Raw genomic sequence first — 16,303 nt, 5'->3', positions numbered from 1 at the left:
CATTGGCGCTATTCACTGGCCCTTAATCGAACCGGAACCTATACCCCTCCCGATGACGAAATCTTCGCGCGCCGCCCGCTCGCTCGCCTGCCTGCTTCTGCTGGCTCCTCTCCCGGTTCAGTCCGTTCTCGCGCAAGTGCCGAACGCTCCGGCTCCGGCTCCGGCACCGGAAACGCTGCCCGGCGATCGCGACCCGTGGCTTTATCGCGGCAGCGACATCCCGCGCGATCCGGAGTGGCATTTCGGCGAACTTTCCAACGGCCTGAAGTATGCCGTGCGCCGCAACGGCGTGCCGCCGGGGCAAGTGTCCATCCGTATTCGCACCGATGCCGGTTCTCTCTACGAAACCGATTCGGAGCGTGGCTATGCGCACTTGCTGGAGCACATGCTGTTCCGGCAGTCGAAATACATCCCCGAGGGCACGGCGATCGCCGCCTTCCAGCGCCTCGGCGCGACTTTCGGCAGCGATACCAACGCCGTCACCTCCACCACGCAGACGGTGTTCAAGCTGGACCTGCCCAACGCCACGCCGACCTCGCTCGACGAGACGTTCAAGCTGATGAGCGGCATGGTGACGGCGCCGACGCTTTCGGCTTCCAACCTCAAGTCGGACCTGCCGATCGTTCTCGCTGAAATGCGCGAGCGCGGCGGGGCGGCGAAGCGCGTGCAGGACGCGATGCAGCAGACGCTCTACGCCGGGCAACCGCTCTCGGTTCGCGAGCCGATCGGCACCGTCGAGACGCTTACTTCCGCGACGCCGGACTCGGTGCGGGCTTTCTATTCGCGCTGGTATCGCCCGGACAACGTAGCCGTGATCGTTGCCGGCGATGCGGATCCGGCCACGCTGGAAAGCTATGTGAAGAAGTGGTTCTCCGATTGGAAGGCCACCGGAAAGCTGAGCACCGCGCCCAGCTTTGGTGATCCGGTGGCGCCGGAAGGCGCCGATGCAAGGAACCCGATCGGTGAAACCAAGGTGCTGGTCGAGCCCGACCTGCCGCCGTCGCTGATGTATGCGATCCTGCGGCCCTGGCGGCAGGTAACCGACAATGTCGTCTACAATCAGGGCCTGATGGTCGATTCGATTGCCCAGGCCGTCATCAACCGCCGCCTGGAATCCAAGGCGCGGGCAGGGGGCAGTTTCCTTTCCGCGTCGGTGAATCAGGACGACGTTTCACGCTCGGCCGATGCCACTTTCGTGTCCGTCACCCCGCTCGGAGACGACTGGCAGGCAGCCCTGCGCGACGTGCGCGCGGTGATCGCCGATGCCATGACGAAGCCGCCCACGCAGGCCGAGATCGACCGCGAAGTTGCCGAACTGGACGTGGCCTTCCAGGTGCCCGTCGAACAACAGCGTATTCTTCCGGGTTCGAAGCTGGCCGACGACATGGTCAATGCGCTCGACATCCGCGAGACGGTGGCCGCGCCGAACGACGTGCTGCGCATCTTCCGCGAGTCCAAGCACTTGTTCACGCCCGCAGACGTGCTCAAGCACACGCAACAGTTGTTCAACGGAACGGTGACCCGCGCGCTGTTCACCACGCAGAAGCAGGGTGGCGCCACTGACGAGACGCTGCGCTCCGCGCTGCTCCAGCCGATCAAGCCGGACGCTTCGGTCCGCGCGGCCAGCAACGAGAAGCCGGTATCTTTCGAGAAGCTCCCCGCGATCGGCGCACCGCACAAGGCCACTGCGCAGACCCCAACGGGCCTGCTCGACATCGAGCAGCTCACTTTCGCAAACGGCGTGAAGGCGCTGCTCTGGCCGGTTCAGGAGGAACCGGGCCGGGTTACCGTCAAGGTCCGTTTCGGCGGCGGCAAACGTTCGATCGCGCCGCAGGATGCGCCTTACATCGCGCTCGGCGAATTTGCGCTCGTCGGCTCGGGTCTGGCGACGCTCGGCCAGGAAGACCTCGACCGCATCTCCACCGGCCGCAAGATGGGCTTCGACTTCGAGGTGCAGGATGCCAGCTTCCAGTTCCAGGCGGAAACCCGCCCGCAGGATCTGGCCGACCAGCTCTATCTCTTCGCCGCCAAGCTTGACCTGCCACGCTGGGATCCGCAGCCGCTGGTCCGCGCAAAGGCCGCCGCGAAGATCCAGTACGCCACTTATGCCACCTCGCCCCAGGGCGTGCTGAACCGCGATCTGGAGTTCTATCAGCGCGGCCAGGATCCCCGCTTCGCCACGCCCAAGCCCGAGGCGATCGAGAAGACGACGGCGGCCGGTTTCAAGAAGGTCTGGAGCAAGGCTCTCACCAGCGGCCCGGTCGAAGTGCAGATCTACGGCGACTTCGACAAGGCTTCGACGATCACCGCGCTTGAAAAGACGTTCGGTGCCCTGAAGGCGCGCACGCCGGCGCCCTCGACAGCCGACCCGGCCGCCGTCACCGTGCCCAAGCCCTCGGACGTGCCGATCGTCCTCAAGCACCACGGCGATCCAGACCAGGCTGCGGCGGTTATCTCCTGGCCGACCGGCGGCGGCTCCGTGGGCATCCGCGAATCGCGCCAGCTCGAAATCCTCACGCAGCTGTTCACCAACCGCCTGCTGGATGCGGTGCGCGAGAAGCTGGGCGTGTCCTATGCGCCTTACGTCTATTCGCAATGGCCGGTGGACTTGGCGGCGGGCGGATCGATCACCGCTATGGCGCAGCTCGATCCGAAATCGACCACGGTGTTCTTCCAGACCGCCGACGAGATCGCGCAGAACCTCATCAACAACCCGCCGACCGCGCAGGAACTGGCGCTCGTCACCGAACCGATGCGCCAGCAGGTGACGCGCGCGGCATCCAGCACCTCGTTCTTCATGGGCCAGCTCGAAGGCGCGACTTACGATCCTTCGCGGATCGGCACCGTCCGTACGATTCTTTACGACTACACGGCCACCACGCCGCAGCAGATGCAGGCGCTCGCCGCCCGCTATCTGGGCAAGAACAACTCGTGGAGGCTGGAAGTCATGCCGGAAAGCAAGGCCGTGGGCGCGGTGGCGGCGAAATAGGGCATTCGGTCGGTTGCGCAGCCATGAAAACTACGCCGGGCGCAATCGATCATGCTGATCGGCTAAACCGGCTTTGCAAAAATTACTCGGGGGCGCTAAAGGCGCCCCTTGTTTTGCGGTTCTTGCCGGTTTGGCCTAGCGCATGTGGCGTTGGGAGAGAAGGCGAAGGAACCGCCGGGAGTACGTAACGTGGCTAGCAATTGGACCCCGGAAAGCTGGAAGGCTCAGGAAGCCCGCCATCTTCCGGTATATGGCGATGCGGAGAAGCTGGGCGAGGTCGAGGCCACGCTTGCGAAGTTTCCGCCGCTGGTCTTTGCGGGCGAGGCGCGTGCTCTGAAGGCTGATCTGGCCGAAGTCGCCGCCGGTCGCGGCTTCCTGCTCCAGGGCGGTGACTGCGCGGAGAGCTTCGCGGAGTTCAGCGCCGACAACATTCGCGACACCTTCCGCGTGCTGCTCCAGATGGCGGTCGTGCTAACCTTCGCCAGCAAACAGCCGGTAGTGAAGCTGGGTCGCATGGCCGGCCAGTTCGCCAAGCCGCGCTCGGCCCCGACCGAGATCGTGGGCGGCGTCGAGATGCCCAGCTACTTCGGCGACATCATCAACGGCATCGAAGGCAACGCCGATGCGCGTCGCAACGATCCGGAGCGGATGCTGCGCGCCTATACGCAGTCCTCGGCCACGCTGAACCTGCTGCGCGCCTTCGCGCACGGCGGCTATGCGAACCTGCGCCAGGTGCACCAGTGGACGATGGATCACATCAACCGCAGCCCCTGGGGCGAGAAGTTCGCGCAGATGGCCGATCGCATCGGCGAGGCGCTGGACTTCATGGCGGCCTGCGGCGTGGACCCAAGCTCGGTCCCGCAGCTTCAGGGCACCGAATTCTACACCAGCCACGAAGCACTGCTGCTGCCTTACGAGGAAGCGCTCACCCGCCGCGACTCGCTGACCGGCGACTGGTACGACTGTTCGGCCCACATGCTGTGGATCGGCGATCGCACCCGTTTCGAAGGCTCGGCCCATGTCGAGTACTTGCGCGGCGTCGGCAATCCGATCGGCATGAAGTGCGGGCCCAGCCTCGAGCCGGACGCCCTGTTGCGGATGCTCGACACGCTCAATCCGGGCCGCGAGCCGGGCCGCATGACGCTGATCAGCCGCTACGGCTACGACAAGGTCGAGGCGGGCTTGCCCAAGTTGGTGCGCGCGGTGAAGGCGGAAGGTCATCCGGTGGTGTGGTCGTGCGACCCGATGCACGGCAACGTCATCAAGACCGACACCGGCTTCAAGACCCGTCCCTATGACCGTATCCTGGCCGAAGTGCGCGGCTTCTTCGCGGTCCACCGGGCAGAGGGCACGCATGCAGGCGGCATCCATATCGAGATGACCGGCCAGGACGTCACCGAATGCACCGGCGGCGCCATCGCCATCACCGACGAGGCGCTGAAGGACCGCTACCACACCCACTGCGACCCGCGCCTCAACGGCGCGCAGTCGATCGAACTCGCTTTCGAGCTGGCAGACCTGCTCAACCTGGAAGCGACCGAGCGGCAGAAGCAGGCGGCCTGATCGGCCTCGCTCGGTAACATTGCTCGGGAATATTGGAGGGCGGGAAGGCAGCAGCTTTCCCGCCCTCCTCGTTAACAGGCCGCCTCGTTGACGGGGTCAGTCGAGCAGACGTTCCCGGACCCTCGCTTGCTGCAAGGCATGGCGCAACGACGCGATGGTTTGCGCCTGACGCCGGATTACCGAAGCCGCCTGGAGCATCGAGCGGGGGCCTAGGGCAAGCTCGTTCGCGGGATCGGCCAGCGCTGCCCATGCCTCAAGGGTCTGCGCCAGTTCCTCGGCTTCCGCTTGCTCCACCGTCCTCTCCTGATCCGAACTTATACCGGCATGTTCGTGCCTGGGGTATTTCGCGCCCGGTGCGCTCGGATCGACGCCTTATCTGCGAACGGCTGTCCCGATCGGACGAACGACATTACGAGGATTGAAGCGGCAATCGATTTTCCCTCAACCTCGGATCAAGATCCGGCATCTCGGCGCTTGACCGCTCGAAAGGCACAAGCCACCAAACGCAAGCATGAACAAGACCATCCGGGCCGCAGCCTTCAGAACCGCCGCAATCCTCGCCTCCGCACCGCTCGCGCTTGTCGCGCCGCAGCTTTCGGCGCAGGGCACCGCAGACGCGTCGACTCCTACGATGATGAACGAGCAGGTGGCCTCGTACGATTGGGTCCGCCCCCAGGCAGACTACATCCGCCGTGAAGCGATGGTGCCGATGCGGGATGGCAAGAAGCTCTACACCGTCATCGTCATGCGCAAAGGCACGCAGGACGCGCCGATCCTGCTTAGCCGCACGCCCTACAACGCGGGCGGCATGACCAGCCGCAACCGCAGTCAGAAGATCGAGGAAATCCTGCCTGTGATGGACGCGGATTTCGTCAACGACGGCTACATCCGCGTCTACCAGGACGTGCGCGGGCTGGACGGGTCCGAAGGCGACTACGTGATGAACCGTCCGCTGCGCGGGCCGCTTAACAAGACCAAGGTCGATCACGCCACCGACGCCTACGACACCATCGACTGGCTGGTGAAGAACGTGAAGGAGAGCAACGGCAAGGTCGGCATTACCGGCTCTTCCTATCTCGGATTCACGTCGTTGATGGCGCTGATCGATCCGCATCCGGCGCTCAAGGCGGCCGTGCCGCAGAGCCCGATGGTCGATGGCTGGATGGGCGACGACTGGTTCCACAACGGCGCGTTCCGCATGTTCGGCTTCGACTACGACCTCGGCCAGACGGTCAAGAAGGGCGGCGGCGCGGTGCCGAAGGGTACGGGCGATGAATATCAGGCCTATCTCGAAGCCGGTTCGGCCCTCGAATATGCCAGGGCTTACGGCCTTACCGACCTGCCGGTGGTCCGCAAGGTGCTGGAGCATCCCAGCTATGACGCCTGGTGGCAGGGGCAGGCGGTGGACAAGCTGCTCGCCGCCCGCAAGCTGACCGTGCCGACCATGCTGGTCGTGGGCCAGTGGGACCAGGAGGACAGCTACGGCGCCCCGGCGGTCTACCAGGCGCTTAAGGGGAACGGCACGCCCAGCGACATGGTGAGCCTTGCCATCGGCCCCTGGCGACACTCGCAGGTCAACTACGAGGCTCGCGAGCTGGGCCCGCTCAAGTGGGAAGGGGATACCGGCGCGCAATTCCGCCGTGGCTACATGAAGCCGTTCCTCGACTGCCACCTCAAGACCGTGGCCCCGAAATGCGACACGCCGCCGGTCGTGACTTATGCGACCGGAACGAACCGCTGGGAAGTCTCGCCTTCCTGGCCCGCCGGCACCTATACGCCGCTCTACCTTGCCGCGAACTACGGCCTTTCGTGGAACAGGCCGGCTTCGGGTAGCGATAGCTATGTCTCCGACCCCGCCAAGCCGGTGCCGATGCTGCCGCGCCCGGTCCACATGCAGGGTGAAGAGTGGAAGACCTGGCTCGTGCACGACCAGCGCTTCGTCGATGGCCGTCCGGACGTTCTGAGCTACACCACCGGGGTGCTCGACAAGCCCGTCCACATCAAGGGCGCGCCCAAGGTTGAACTCCACGCTTCCACCAGCGGCCGCGACAGCGACTTCGTGGTCAAGCTGATCGACGTCTATCCGCAGGAGAACTCCGCCAATCCGCAACTGGCGGGTTATCAGCTCGGCATCGGCATCGAAATCTTTCGCGGCCGCTATGTGAACGGTTTCGACAAGCCGCAGCCGCTCGAACCAGGCAAGGGCTATGCCTTCCGGTGGTCTCTGCCCAATGTCGATCATGTGTTCCTGCCGGGCCACAAGATCATGGTGCAGGTGCAGTCAAGCCTGTTCCCGCTTTACGACCGCAACCCGCAGTCGTGGGTGCCCTCGATCATGGAAGCCAAGGCGAGCGACTATGTGAAGGCGACGGAGACGGTGACTTACGGCGGCGAAGCGGCTAGCGCCGTGTGGCTGCCGGTGGCGCAAGACTGAAGCCCTTGGCGTCGTCCCGGGCTTGACCCGGGACCGCTGGCGGTACTTTAGGCGCAAGCTTGCGGAGGGGCGCCCAGCCGGGAGCCGGGTGACGCGAGGCCAGCGGTCCCGGATCAAGTCCGGGACGACGGTCTTCTGCCGTCAGCTTTCTCCGAACAATTCCCGCTGCGAAGACTCGATCTCCTCGAAGTACCGCCTTCGCGCATGGCGTTCGCTCACCACGCCCACGACTTTGCCGACGCCGTCCACCACCGCCAGTTCGTCCGCTACCGCCACGTCGAAAGCCTTGATCATGGCGCGGATGTCGGTGGTGGGAGAGAGCGTCGTGCGTTTCAGGGTCGCCAGCGAACCGATCTCGCCGTCCTGCGGCAGTTCGGGATTGTAGGCGGAAGACGTGGTGACGATCCCGGCGTAGTGATCGTCCGCGTCGAGCAGGATCGCCTTGCTGGCCGAACCGAGCGGCACCCGCGCGCGGAAATCTGCGATCGAGAGCGTCGCCGGCGCCGAAATCCAGTCCTTGCGCATGATCCGGCCCGCCGTGAGGCTGAGCATCCAGCCGATGTCGCGCGGAGAGCGGATGATCGAGCCGCGAATGTGCAGCCGCCAGGTCGAGAACGAATAACCGAACATCTCGCGCGTGAAGGCGCTGGAGACGAGCGAGGCTGTCAGCACCACGCCCATCAGCGCGAAGTCGTGCGTGGTCTCCAGCATGAGCATGGCGAGCGTCATCGGGCCGCCGACGATGGAAACGGCAAGCGCGCTCATCCCCACGAGGGCGGACTGGGTGGGATCGAGTTCGATACCGAGCGGCAGCATCTGTACGGCAGCGGCGAAGATCAGCCCGACCAGCGATCCCAGGAACAGCGAGGCGAAGAACAGCCCTCCGCGAAAGCCGAAGCTCAAGGAGATCACCGAGGCCGCGATCTTGAGCACCAGCACCAAGAGCAGGAACTGGATCGCGGGCTGCATGGCGAGGTTGAGATGCATGGCGCCATGGCCCGCCGAGAGGGACTGCGGCGATATCCATGCGAGCGGCATCAGCAGCAAGCCGCCCACCAGGGGCTTCCAACGGGCGAAACGGGTGAAGCGCTGGACGTGGATCTCGGTAGAGGTCACCAGCCGCATGATCAGGATGCCCACGAGAGCGCAGACGAGCCCGAGCACGGCGTAGACGAAGTAGTCGCCGGTCGTCAGATCGCGGGCGCTGGATGCGGCGATCAGGTAGGGCTCGACGCCGAGTTCGCGGGTGATGAAGGCGGCGCCAAGGGCCGCGGCAATCACGGGCGCGATGGCAGAGGGGGTGTAGGTGCCGATCACGATCTCGAAGGCGTAGAAGGCGCCTGCCAGCGGCGCGCCGAATGCGGCGCCCACGGCCGCGCCCGCGCCGGCCCCTACCAGCGTGCGCATATCCGCGCGGCGCAGCTTGAACCACTGGCCGAGCACCGAGGCGACGCCGCCGCCCATCTGGGCATAGGCCGCCTCCAGTCCGACGGATGCGCCCGCGCCGTTGGAGATGATGGTCTGGGCGGAGATGATGAGGTTGTCGATGAACGGTATTCGCCCGCTGTGCAGGGCATTGGCCTCTACCACGTCGATCGGGGCGCGGCGGCGGCGGCGCAGCAGATAGGCCAGGCCGATCAGCACCAGACCGCCAAAGGGCAGGGCCAGCAGTCTCCACGGATGGCGGATTTCGCCGAGTGCGCTGAGGCGGTTGCCTTCGATCGCGTAGAACAGCTGTTGCAGGGCGTGGGCCAGGAAGCCCTGAAGGTTGGTCAACCAGCCCGCCGCTATGCCCGCCAGCACGGCGAGCACGATGAAGGCCAGTTCACTCTCGCGCATGCGCTGCCGCTGGCGGATGACCAGGGCTTTCAGGGCGTTAACGGCGGGACGTCGCATCGTCTATCGATTGCGCTTCCGGCCGCGGGACTGTCAAGGCGGGTATCGGAGGGAACGAGGAGAAAGCGAGGGCAAGACACTGCGCGAAGGGGAAGACAGGGCGTCGTCCCGGACTTGATCCGGGACCGCTGGCAGGGCTTCAGGCGCTTATCCGAGGGTTGGGCGAAGCTAGGCCAGCGGTCCCGGATCAAGTCCGGGACGACGAGAAGCTTTCCCCTCTCGTCGCACTGGAACCGCTATCTCCAATCCCGGAAGTGCCTCATTTCGGCGGCATGCGAATACCGCCGTCGAGCCGGATGCACTGGCCGTTGAAATAAGTGTTGCGGGCCAGTTCCAGCACGAACGAAGCGAACTCCTCGGGTTTGCCGAGGCGCTTGGGGAAGGGCACCGCCTTGCCGAGCCCCTCGTAGACCGCCTCGTTCATCTCTTTCACCCGCAGCATCGGCGGCGTCGCGAAAGTGCCGGGGAGAATGGCGTTTACGCGAATGCCCAGATCCATCAGGTCACGGGCCATCGGCAGTACCATGGCGTTCACCGCGCCCTTGCCGCCGCCATAGGCGACCTGTCCGATCTGGCCGTCCTGCGAGGCGGCGGAAGAGGTCAGGATGATGCAGCCGCGTTCGCCGTCCTCGTTCAGCGGATCGGCGCCGGCCATGCCCAGCGCCGCGATCGCGGCGACACGGTAGGAGGCGGTGAACACGCCTTCCGCCGTTTTCGCGATCTGTTCGGTGGCCATGCGCTTGAAACCGCCGGTGGTCTTGTCAAAAGAGACGGTCTTTCCGCCGCCTGCAACGACAGCGCAGTGGACGACGACGCGCTCCTGTCCGTGGGCGGCGCGCGCCTTGGCGAAGCCGGCCTCCACGCTGTCCTCGTCGAGGATGTTCACCTGGCAGAACACGCCGCCGATCTCGGCCGCGAAAGCTTCGCCGGCTTCTTCGCTGATGTCGAAGATCGCCACTTTCACGCCGGCTTCGGCCAGAGCCTTGGCGCTTGCCCTGCCGAGGCCCGATGCGCCGCCGGTGACGACGGCGGCCAGCGTGTTGTCGATCTTCATGGCGAAGCATTCTCCCGCGATTCGTGTTTGCATCGGGCTAGCCCAGATCGCGGCATCGATGCGTCAGGGGAATGCCGTTGACGGGCAAGTATCGCTCCGGCGCGAAGGCGCGGCGGGCTTGCGCGGATTGCCGATAGTGCTGCACCTTCGGCCGGGCACGGCGCGGGCGCTAATGGAAAAGCGCTGGGAACCAGACCATGCGGGAGAGCGAGATGGCCGAAGGAGATGTGGTGCTCGACACCAGTGACGTCGACAAGTGGGTGGGCAAGCCCGTCATCTTCGCCGAGTTCTGGGATCCCTGCAACGCCACCGACATCCGCCGCTGGGTGCAGGCGATGGACTATGCCAACCCGCTGCATTGGGATGAGGACTTCGCCCGCGCCAGCAGGTTCGGCGGTATCGTGGCGCCGCAGAGCTTTACGGTGGCGATGGATTATGGACACGGTTGCCATCCTTCGTGCGTCGGGCGGATCCCGGGCTCTCATCTGATCTTCGCGGGAGAGGAATGGTGGTTCTACGGAAATCCCGTCCGCCCCGGGGACAAGCTGACCCAGGAACGCACGTTCGCGGGCTATCGCATTGCCGAGACGGGTTTTGCCGGGCCCACGATGTTTGCCGATGGCGATACGGTCCATCGCAATCAGCACGGCGCCCTCGTCGCCAAGGAACGGGCCACTTCGATCCGCTATCTGGTGGAGGAGGCGAACCGCCGTAAGGTCTACGACAAGGACAGCCGCGATCCCAGGCTATGGACCGGGGCTGAACTGGACGAGGTGGCGCGGGTGCGGTTGGACTGGATCAGGTCCGGCCGCGACGGCGTGTCTCCGCGCTGGAGCGCGGTGAACGTGGGCGATAGGCTGCCTCGCCGCGTGATCGGGCCGCACAGCCGGGTGACGTTCGCGCTGGAATGCCGTGCGCACCGGCAGAACATCTGGGGCACTTGGCGCTGGAATGCGCCCGAAGGAGTCCACGATCCCGCGCAGGAAGATGCCGGTTTCGGCGGCGACATGACTTACGATTTCCAGGCCCGCAAGATAGACCCAAGGCAGGGAGACGGCCTGTTCCATGGGCCCAGCTCAGGTCATATCAATCCCGAAAAGGCGGAAAAGGTCGGCATGGGCGGGGCCTATGGCTACGGCTCGTCGATGAATGCATGGCACCTCGATACCGTGGCCTACTGGGCCGGACACGAAGGCTACATCTGGCACTCGAAGACCCAGTTCCGCAGTCCCGCGTTCGAAGGCGACGTGACTTACGTCGATGCCGAAGTGGTGGACAAGCAGGAGACAAGCGACTTCGGCATGGCGGTCGTGACGGTGGAGACCCGGATGACGACGCAGGACGGCGCCACGATCCTCAAGGGAACGGCCCAAGTCTCCCTGCCACTATAACGCGTCAGGCGGCGCGAATCCTTGCCGTGGACGGATCGCCGATCTGGAACCGGCCAGCCTGTTCCGCAAGGGTCGTCGCATCCGAGATCAGGGTGCGCGCGGCGGCGGATGTCTGCTCGACCATGGCGGCGTTCTGCTGCGTGGTGCGATCCATCATGCCCACCGTCGTGCTCACTTCCGAGATGGCGGTGGCCTGCGCATCGTTGTCGCGCGCCATCGTCTCGACGAGCGCATGGACGCGTCCCACTTCCCCGGCGATCGTCTCCAGCGAAAGACCCACTCGGGAGACGGTCTCCACGGCCTGGTCGATCTCGGTGCGGGTTGCGGAAAGGCCATTGCGGGCCTTGCGGGCTTCCTCCTCGGCGCGCATGGCCAGCGATCCCACGAGGTCGGCGACGACTGCGAAACCGCGTCCGGCGCTACCGGCCCGTCCGGCTTCGACCGCCGCATTCATGGCTAGGACGCGGGTCTGGAAGGCGATCTTGTCGACGCCTTCGATCACGGCGTCGATACCGCGGGCGCTTTCATGCACGACGTGCATGGCCTGCACCGCGTTTCCGGCAACCTCGCGTCCCTGCTCCACCGAACCGAGCGCCTCGCCAGCGATGCCCAGGGTTTCCATCGCGCCGGAGGCGGTTGCCTTCACGCGTTCCTCCACCCTGACCAGGGTCGCCGCCGTCTCCTCGAGATTGGCGGCGCTGCTTTCGGTGCGTTTGGCGATATCGGCCGAGGCCCGCGCGATCGCGCCGGATTCGCCGTGGATGGCGTTCGATGTGGTCACGACCGCGCCGATCGTATCGCGCAAGTTCGCCAGACTGCGATTGTAGGAGTTCTTGAGCGAGAGGAACCCGGCCGGCAGATCGTCGATGTCATGGAGAAGGTCTCCGGCGGCGAGGCGCGACATCGCCTTGTCCAGCGCGGCGATGGCCTGGTTCCGCTCGGCCTCGGCCTCCTCGAAATAGATCGAGATCGACAGGTCCATATCGAGCATGGCGGCTTTCATCAGCGCGCGGCTGAGCTTGCCGGGGCTGACACGGCGGGTGAACAGGCGCCAGGGGCTGGCGCTGCGCTCGACCGCGGCCATGATCTCCTCAAGGATCAACGCATATCCGCCGATGTACCAGCGCGGCTCCAGACCGATCCTGGCATGGACTTTGCCGATGCGGGTGACGGCGGCGTAATAGTCCGCATCGAAGCGGCCCGTGGCGATGCCCATCCAATGGCCGACCTGCGCGCTTTTGGCCGCGTCGATGTGCGCATCGCCGCGGAACATCCGTGCCATGGCGGGGGTAGCGCGGACCCGGCGATAGAAATGCTCCAGGGCGGGCTGAATGCAAGCGCGGAGAAGGGGTTGCGCGGCGGTAAGGACACGACGCTGCGCAGCATCGAATTCGAGGAACTCCAGACGTTCCTCGACGGTCTTGACTGTCAATTTCAACTCCTGCCCGGCGGATCGCATCCCGCCGTGAAATCGTTTTCTTTCGATATTATAGAGCGTTCGGAGGGCGATCGGGCGCTTTTACCGGGCTTTTTCGGCCTCCACTCAAAGCGCGCGCCGACAATACCCTGCGTCTGGCCGGACAAGGGAATGCGCGTTCTCCCGATGCGAGATGCCCCCCTCAAGACGAGATCGCGCGATCGCAGCAGGCTATTTCGAAATCCCGGCTGCATCGCGTGAAATGGATCGAACGCTGGAATGTGATCGTTTGAAAAAGTTGGGATTCAACAATTTTTTGCTCGCTCGGCCTGTATCATGAACGGCAACTGGACGTCTGCCAGGCGAGGGGCCGATGCGAATTGCCGAGGTTTATGCGCTGATCACTATCGCGAACCTTTCAGCATTGTCTCCGGCAACAGCGTACGCGCAGGATTCAGCCTCGACAGAGGCTGAAGTGGCGACGCTGAAAGAGCGGGTGGCCAGTCTGGAAGCGGCCTTGGCCGAGCTGCGAGAACAGCTTTCGGCCGACAAGCGGGCGACGCATGAGCCTGAACCCAATGCCGCCAACCCTATGCCGGGTCAGCGCCTGGCCTCCGCCCCATCCGTCACCTCCCAGGTGCCCGCCGCTTCGGCAAGCGCAAACCGCTCCGGAGCGTCGACCGCCAGCCCCGTGCGCGACACTTTCGGCGACGAATTGACCGGTGTCGCCAGGCCGGACAACGCGCCACCGCCCAACAATCCGGAGTTGCGCGGCTTCATCCCCATTCCCGGCACGCAGACGATGCTGAAGCTGGGCGGGTTCGCCAAGGTCAATGCCATTTACGATTTCTCGCCCGCCGGGAACGCGGACAAGCTGGTGCCCGCCACGATCCCGGTGGATGGCAGCCGGGGCCGCAACATGAACGTCGATGCCAACGCAACGCGTTTCAGCTTCGAGGTGCGACGCCCCAGCAGCCTCGGCACCTTGCGCTTCTATCTGGAGAACGACTTCTACGGCGGCGCCGGCGTCACGGCGTTCCGGCTGCGGCAGGCGCATGGCCAGGTCGGCAATATCTACGCGGGGTACGGCTACAGCGCTTTCATAGATTCGGACGCCTATCCCGAGACGCTGGACGACGAAGGTCCGGCGGGCGAGGCTTTGCTGCGTTTGGCGGCGCTGCGATACCTGTTCAAGATCGGCGATGGCCTGACGGCAACCCTCTCCGTTGAAAAACCCTCTTCGGACATGACCTTGCCGACGGGCGCCATGGGAGAGCAGCCGATGCCCGATGTGGTCGGAGCATTGCGGCTTCAGCGGGACTGGGGCCATGTGCAGGGTGCCGCCGTCATTCGCAGGATCGGCTACCGCCTCGACGGCGATGCGCGGACGAGCCTTGGCTATGGGCTCAACCTGTCCGGACTGGCCAGCCTGGGCGACGATTTCGCCATGGCCAGCTTCACTTACGGCCAGGGTATCGCCCGCTACGTGAACGATCTTGGCGGCCGAGGACTGGATGCCCTGGCAGCGCCGGACGGCAGCGTGCAGACCCTGGCGACATATGCCGGCTACCTTGGCTACACCCATCACTGGAGCAAGCGCTGGCGATCCAATCTCGTGGGCAGTCTGGTGCAGCTTGAACGCGACCCCCGGCTGCCGCTGACGGCGTTCCGGTCCAGCACTTACGGGGCGACCAACCTGATCCTCCAGGCCAGCCCGAACTTCTCGCTGGGCGTGGAGGCGCTGTACGGGAGGCACGAATTGCAGAACGGCCAGAGCGCGGATGTCGTCCGCCTCCAGACCAGTTTCAAGTACGACTTCGTCCGGTGAACGGCTTCTTCGAGCAGCACGGCGAGATGGCGCTGTTCCTGGCGATCGCGCTGGGACATCTGGTGGGCAGGCTGAGGCTCGGCCCCGTCGAACTCGGGGGTGTCTGCGGTACGTTGCTGATGGCGCTGCTCATAGGCCAGTTGGGAGTGCGCGTCGATCCCGACCTGAAGTCCATCTTCTTCGCCTTGTTCATCTTCGCGCTGGGCTACACCGGCGGGCCGCAGTTCTTCGCGAACATCCGCAGCGGCTGGCGCTTCGGCATGCTGTCCCTGATCGAGGTCTTCACCGTCCTGGCCCTTGTTCTGGGAGCGGCCGTCCTGCTGCAACTCAACGCAGGCGCCGCGTCGGGGCTGCTTGCAGGGGCCGCGACGGAATCGGCAGTGATCGGTACCGCTTCGGAAGCCGTCTCGCGCCTCGGCCTCGATACGCCCGAGACGCAGGCGCTCCAGGGGCAGATCGCCACGGCCTATAGTATCACCTATCTGTTCGGGTTGGTGACGATCGTCGTGTTTACCAGCCAGATCGCGCCGCTTCTCGTCGGCATCGACTTGCGTTCGGCCGCCGGCGCGCTGGCCCGCAAGCTGGGCGAAGGGGAGGCGGAGGACCAGCCGGCTTTGCCCGAACTGGTCGGCAGAAGTTTCAGGGCAGGGCGCGCGGCCGGTATGTCGGTCTCCGCCTTCGAGGCCGCTGCGGATAATGCCGTGACGGTGGTCCGCATCAGCCGCCTGGGCGAGCAGACCGAAACTTCCCCCGCGACCATGATCGGCGCCGAGGACGAACTGCTTCTGGTGGGCCGCCGCGAGGCTATCATCGCTGCCGCAGGGCGGCTTGGTCAGGAACTCGGCGACCGGCGCATCGACCTTCCAGTGGCGAGCCGCGATTATGTGCTGTCGCAAAGGAGCATGGCCGGACGCACCCTGGCCGAGATACGCAGGCTGGCGCCTCTGGACCTGCGACGCGGCGTCTTCATCGCGCGCCTGCAGCGGCTCGGTCGCGACATCCCGCTTCTGCCGGAGGTGGTCCTGCAATCGGGCGACGTGGTGCGCCTGTTCGGCCCGGAGCGCGCGGTATCCCGCGCCGGCGCCGTGTTGGGGCGCGCCGTTCCCGCCGATGACAAGACCGACTTCATCATGTTGGGCACCGGCGTTCTGATCGGCGCCCTGCTGGGCCTTGTCGGCGTTGAACTGGGCGGGATCCATCTGACGCTGGGGGTGGGAGGCGGTTGCCTGCTGTCCGGCCTGGTGTTCGGCTGGTATGCGTCGCGGCACGCGGCAACGGGCGTTCTGCCCGCATCGGCGGCCCAGATACTCAAGGACTTCGGCCTCTCCGCCTTCATAGCCTGCGTGGGCTTTTCCGCCGGACCCGAAGCTTTCGATCTCGTCCGGGAATATGGCATCTGGCTACCGTTTGCCGGCATGCTTACGGCTCTGGTGCCGGCAGGCGTATCGCTGTTCGTGGGGCACAAGCTGCTCAAGATCGAGCTGCCGTTCCTGCTAGGCGCGATAGCCGGCCAGCAATGCAGCACGCCCGCGATCAGTGCCCTCGTCAACACCGCGGGCAACTCCACGCCGGTGGTGGGCTACACCGTCACTTACGCGATTTCCAACGTCCTGCTGCCCCTGCTGGGGCCGATCGTGGTGGGGCTCGTTTTTCATCTGGTTTGACTAGGAGTGCGTGATGCCATGGTTGCATGAGGTCTTCAGTCGCTCTCCCGAAGCGGCGCTGTTTCTC

Annotated in this window: 10 protein-coding genes; 6 read left to right on the top strand and 4 right to left on the bottom strand. The window is 65.2% G+C overall.

Annotated elements, in window-relative coordinates; translation table 11 throughout:
- Positions 1 to 52: 52 nt before the first annotated feature.
- Together RT424_RS13350 and RT424_RS13345 are read left to right on the top strand one after the other, a co-directional pair.
- Positions 53 to 2,989 (top strand): insulinase family protein, encoded by a 2,937-nt coding sequence (locus RT424_RS13350; RefSeq protein WP_313438927.1) that lies wholly within the window; start codon positions 53 to 55, stop codon positions 2,987 to 2,989.
- 189 nt (positions 2,990 to 3,178) lie between these two features.
- On the top strand, positions 3,179 to 4,552 hold the full coding sequence (locus tag RT424_RS13345) for a class II 3-deoxy-7-phosphoheptulonate synthase (RefSeq protein ID WP_313438926.1): 1,374 nt from the start codon (positions 3,179 to 3,181) through the stop codon (positions 4,550 to 4,552).
- Between the two features lie 96 nt (positions 4,553 to 4,648).
- Here the strand turns inward: RT424_RS13345 and RT424_RS13340 are convergent, their stop codons facing one another.
- Positions 4,649 to 4,846, bottom strand: a complete 198-nt coding sequence (locus RT424_RS13340) for a hypothetical protein (protein ID WP_313438923.1) — start codon at positions 4,844 to 4,846, stop codon at positions 4,649 to 4,651.
- Between the two features lie 217 nt (positions 4,847 to 5,063).
- On the opposite strand from RT424_RS13340, the gene RT424_RS13335 reads away from it, so the two are divergent.
- On the top strand, positions 5,064 to 6,986 hold the full coding sequence (locus tag RT424_RS13335) for a CocE/NonD family hydrolase (protein WP_313438921.1): 1,923 nt from the start codon (positions 5,064 to 5,066) through the stop codon (positions 6,984 to 6,986).
- A gap of 141 nt (positions 6,987 to 7,127) precedes the next feature.
- Here RT424_RS13335 and RT424_RS13330 read toward each other — a convergent pair whose 3' ends face one another.
- Together RT424_RS13330 and RT424_RS13325 are read right to left on the bottom strand one after the other, a co-directional pair.
- Positions 7,128 to 8,882: a chloride channel protein gene (locus RT424_RS13330; RefSeq protein ID WP_313438918.1), complete on the bottom strand. Its 1,755-nt coding sequence runs from the start codon at positions 8,880 to 8,882 to the stop codon at positions 7,128 to 7,130.
- Between the two features lie 259 nt (positions 8,883 to 9,141).
- Entirely contained in the window at positions 9,142 to 9,936 is a 795-nt protein-coding gene (locus RT424_RS13325; RefSeq protein WP_313438915.1) for an SDR family oxidoreductase, read from the bottom strand.
- A 212-nt stretch (positions 9,937 to 10,148) separates the two neighbouring features.
- Between RT424_RS13325 and RT424_RS13320 the strand changes: the two genes are divergently transcribed.
- Positions 10,149 to 11,327, top strand: a complete 1,179-nt coding sequence (locus tag RT424_RS13320; protein WP_313438912.1) for a MaoC family dehydratase N-terminal domain-containing protein — start codon at positions 10,149 to 10,151, stop codon at positions 11,325 to 11,327.
- A gap of 4 nt (positions 11,328 to 11,331) precedes the next feature.
- Here RT424_RS13320 and RT424_RS13315 read toward each other — a convergent pair whose 3' ends face one another.
- Positions 11,332 to 12,759: a protoglobin domain-containing protein gene (locus tag RT424_RS13315; protein WP_313438909.1), complete on the bottom strand. Its 1,428-nt coding sequence runs from the start codon at positions 12,757 to 12,759 to the stop codon at positions 11,332 to 11,334.
- A 460-nt stretch (positions 12,760 to 13,219) separates the two neighbouring features.
- On the opposite strand from RT424_RS13315, the gene RT424_RS13310 reads away from it, so the two are divergent.
- Both RT424_RS13310 and aspT read left to right on the top strand, forming a co-directional pair.
- Positions 13,220 to 14,572, top strand: a complete 1,353-nt coding sequence (locus RT424_RS13310) for a DcaP family trimeric outer membrane transporter (protein ID WP_313438906.1) — start codon at positions 13,220 to 13,222, stop codon at positions 14,570 to 14,572.
- A complete protein-coding gene (gene aspT / locus RT424_RS13305; protein ID WP_313438903.1) occupies positions 14,569 to 16,236 on the top strand; it encodes an aspartate-alanine antiporter in 1,668 nt (555 codons plus the stop codon). Before RT424_RS13310 ends, aspT begins: the two co-directional genes overlap by 4 nt.
- Positions 16,237 to 16,303: the final 67 nt, after the last annotated feature.

It is taken from the genome of Novosphingobium sp. (assembly GCF_032093395.1).
Taxonomy (GTDB): domain Bacteria; phylum Pseudomonadota; class Alphaproteobacteria; order Sphingomonadales; family Sphingomonadaceae; genus Novosphingobium.
This window is presented reverse-complemented; position numbering and strand designations above follow the sequence as displayed.

Excerpts from the sequence above, each read along its gene's own strand:
- RT424_RS13320 (WP_313438912.1), top strand. The coding sequence starts at position 10,149 with ATGGCCGAAGGAGATGTGGTGCTCGACACCAGTGACGTCGACAAGTGG.
- RT424_RS13330 (WP_313438918.1), bottom strand. The coding sequence starts at position 8,882 with ATGCGACGTCCCGCCGTTAACGCCCTGAAAGCCCTGGTCATCCGCCAG.
- RT424_RS13335 (WP_313438921.1), top strand. The coding sequence starts at position 5,064 with ATGAACAAGACCATCCGGGCCGCAGCCTTCAGAACCGCCGCAATCCTC.
- RT424_RS13350 (WP_313438927.1), top strand. The coding sequence starts at position 53 with ATGACGAAATCTTCGCGCGCCGCCCGCTCGCTCGCCTGCCTGCTTCTG.
- RT424_RS13325 (WP_313438915.1), bottom strand. The coding sequence starts at position 9,936 with ATGAAGATCGACAACACGCTGGCCGCCGTCGTCACCGGCGGCGCATCG.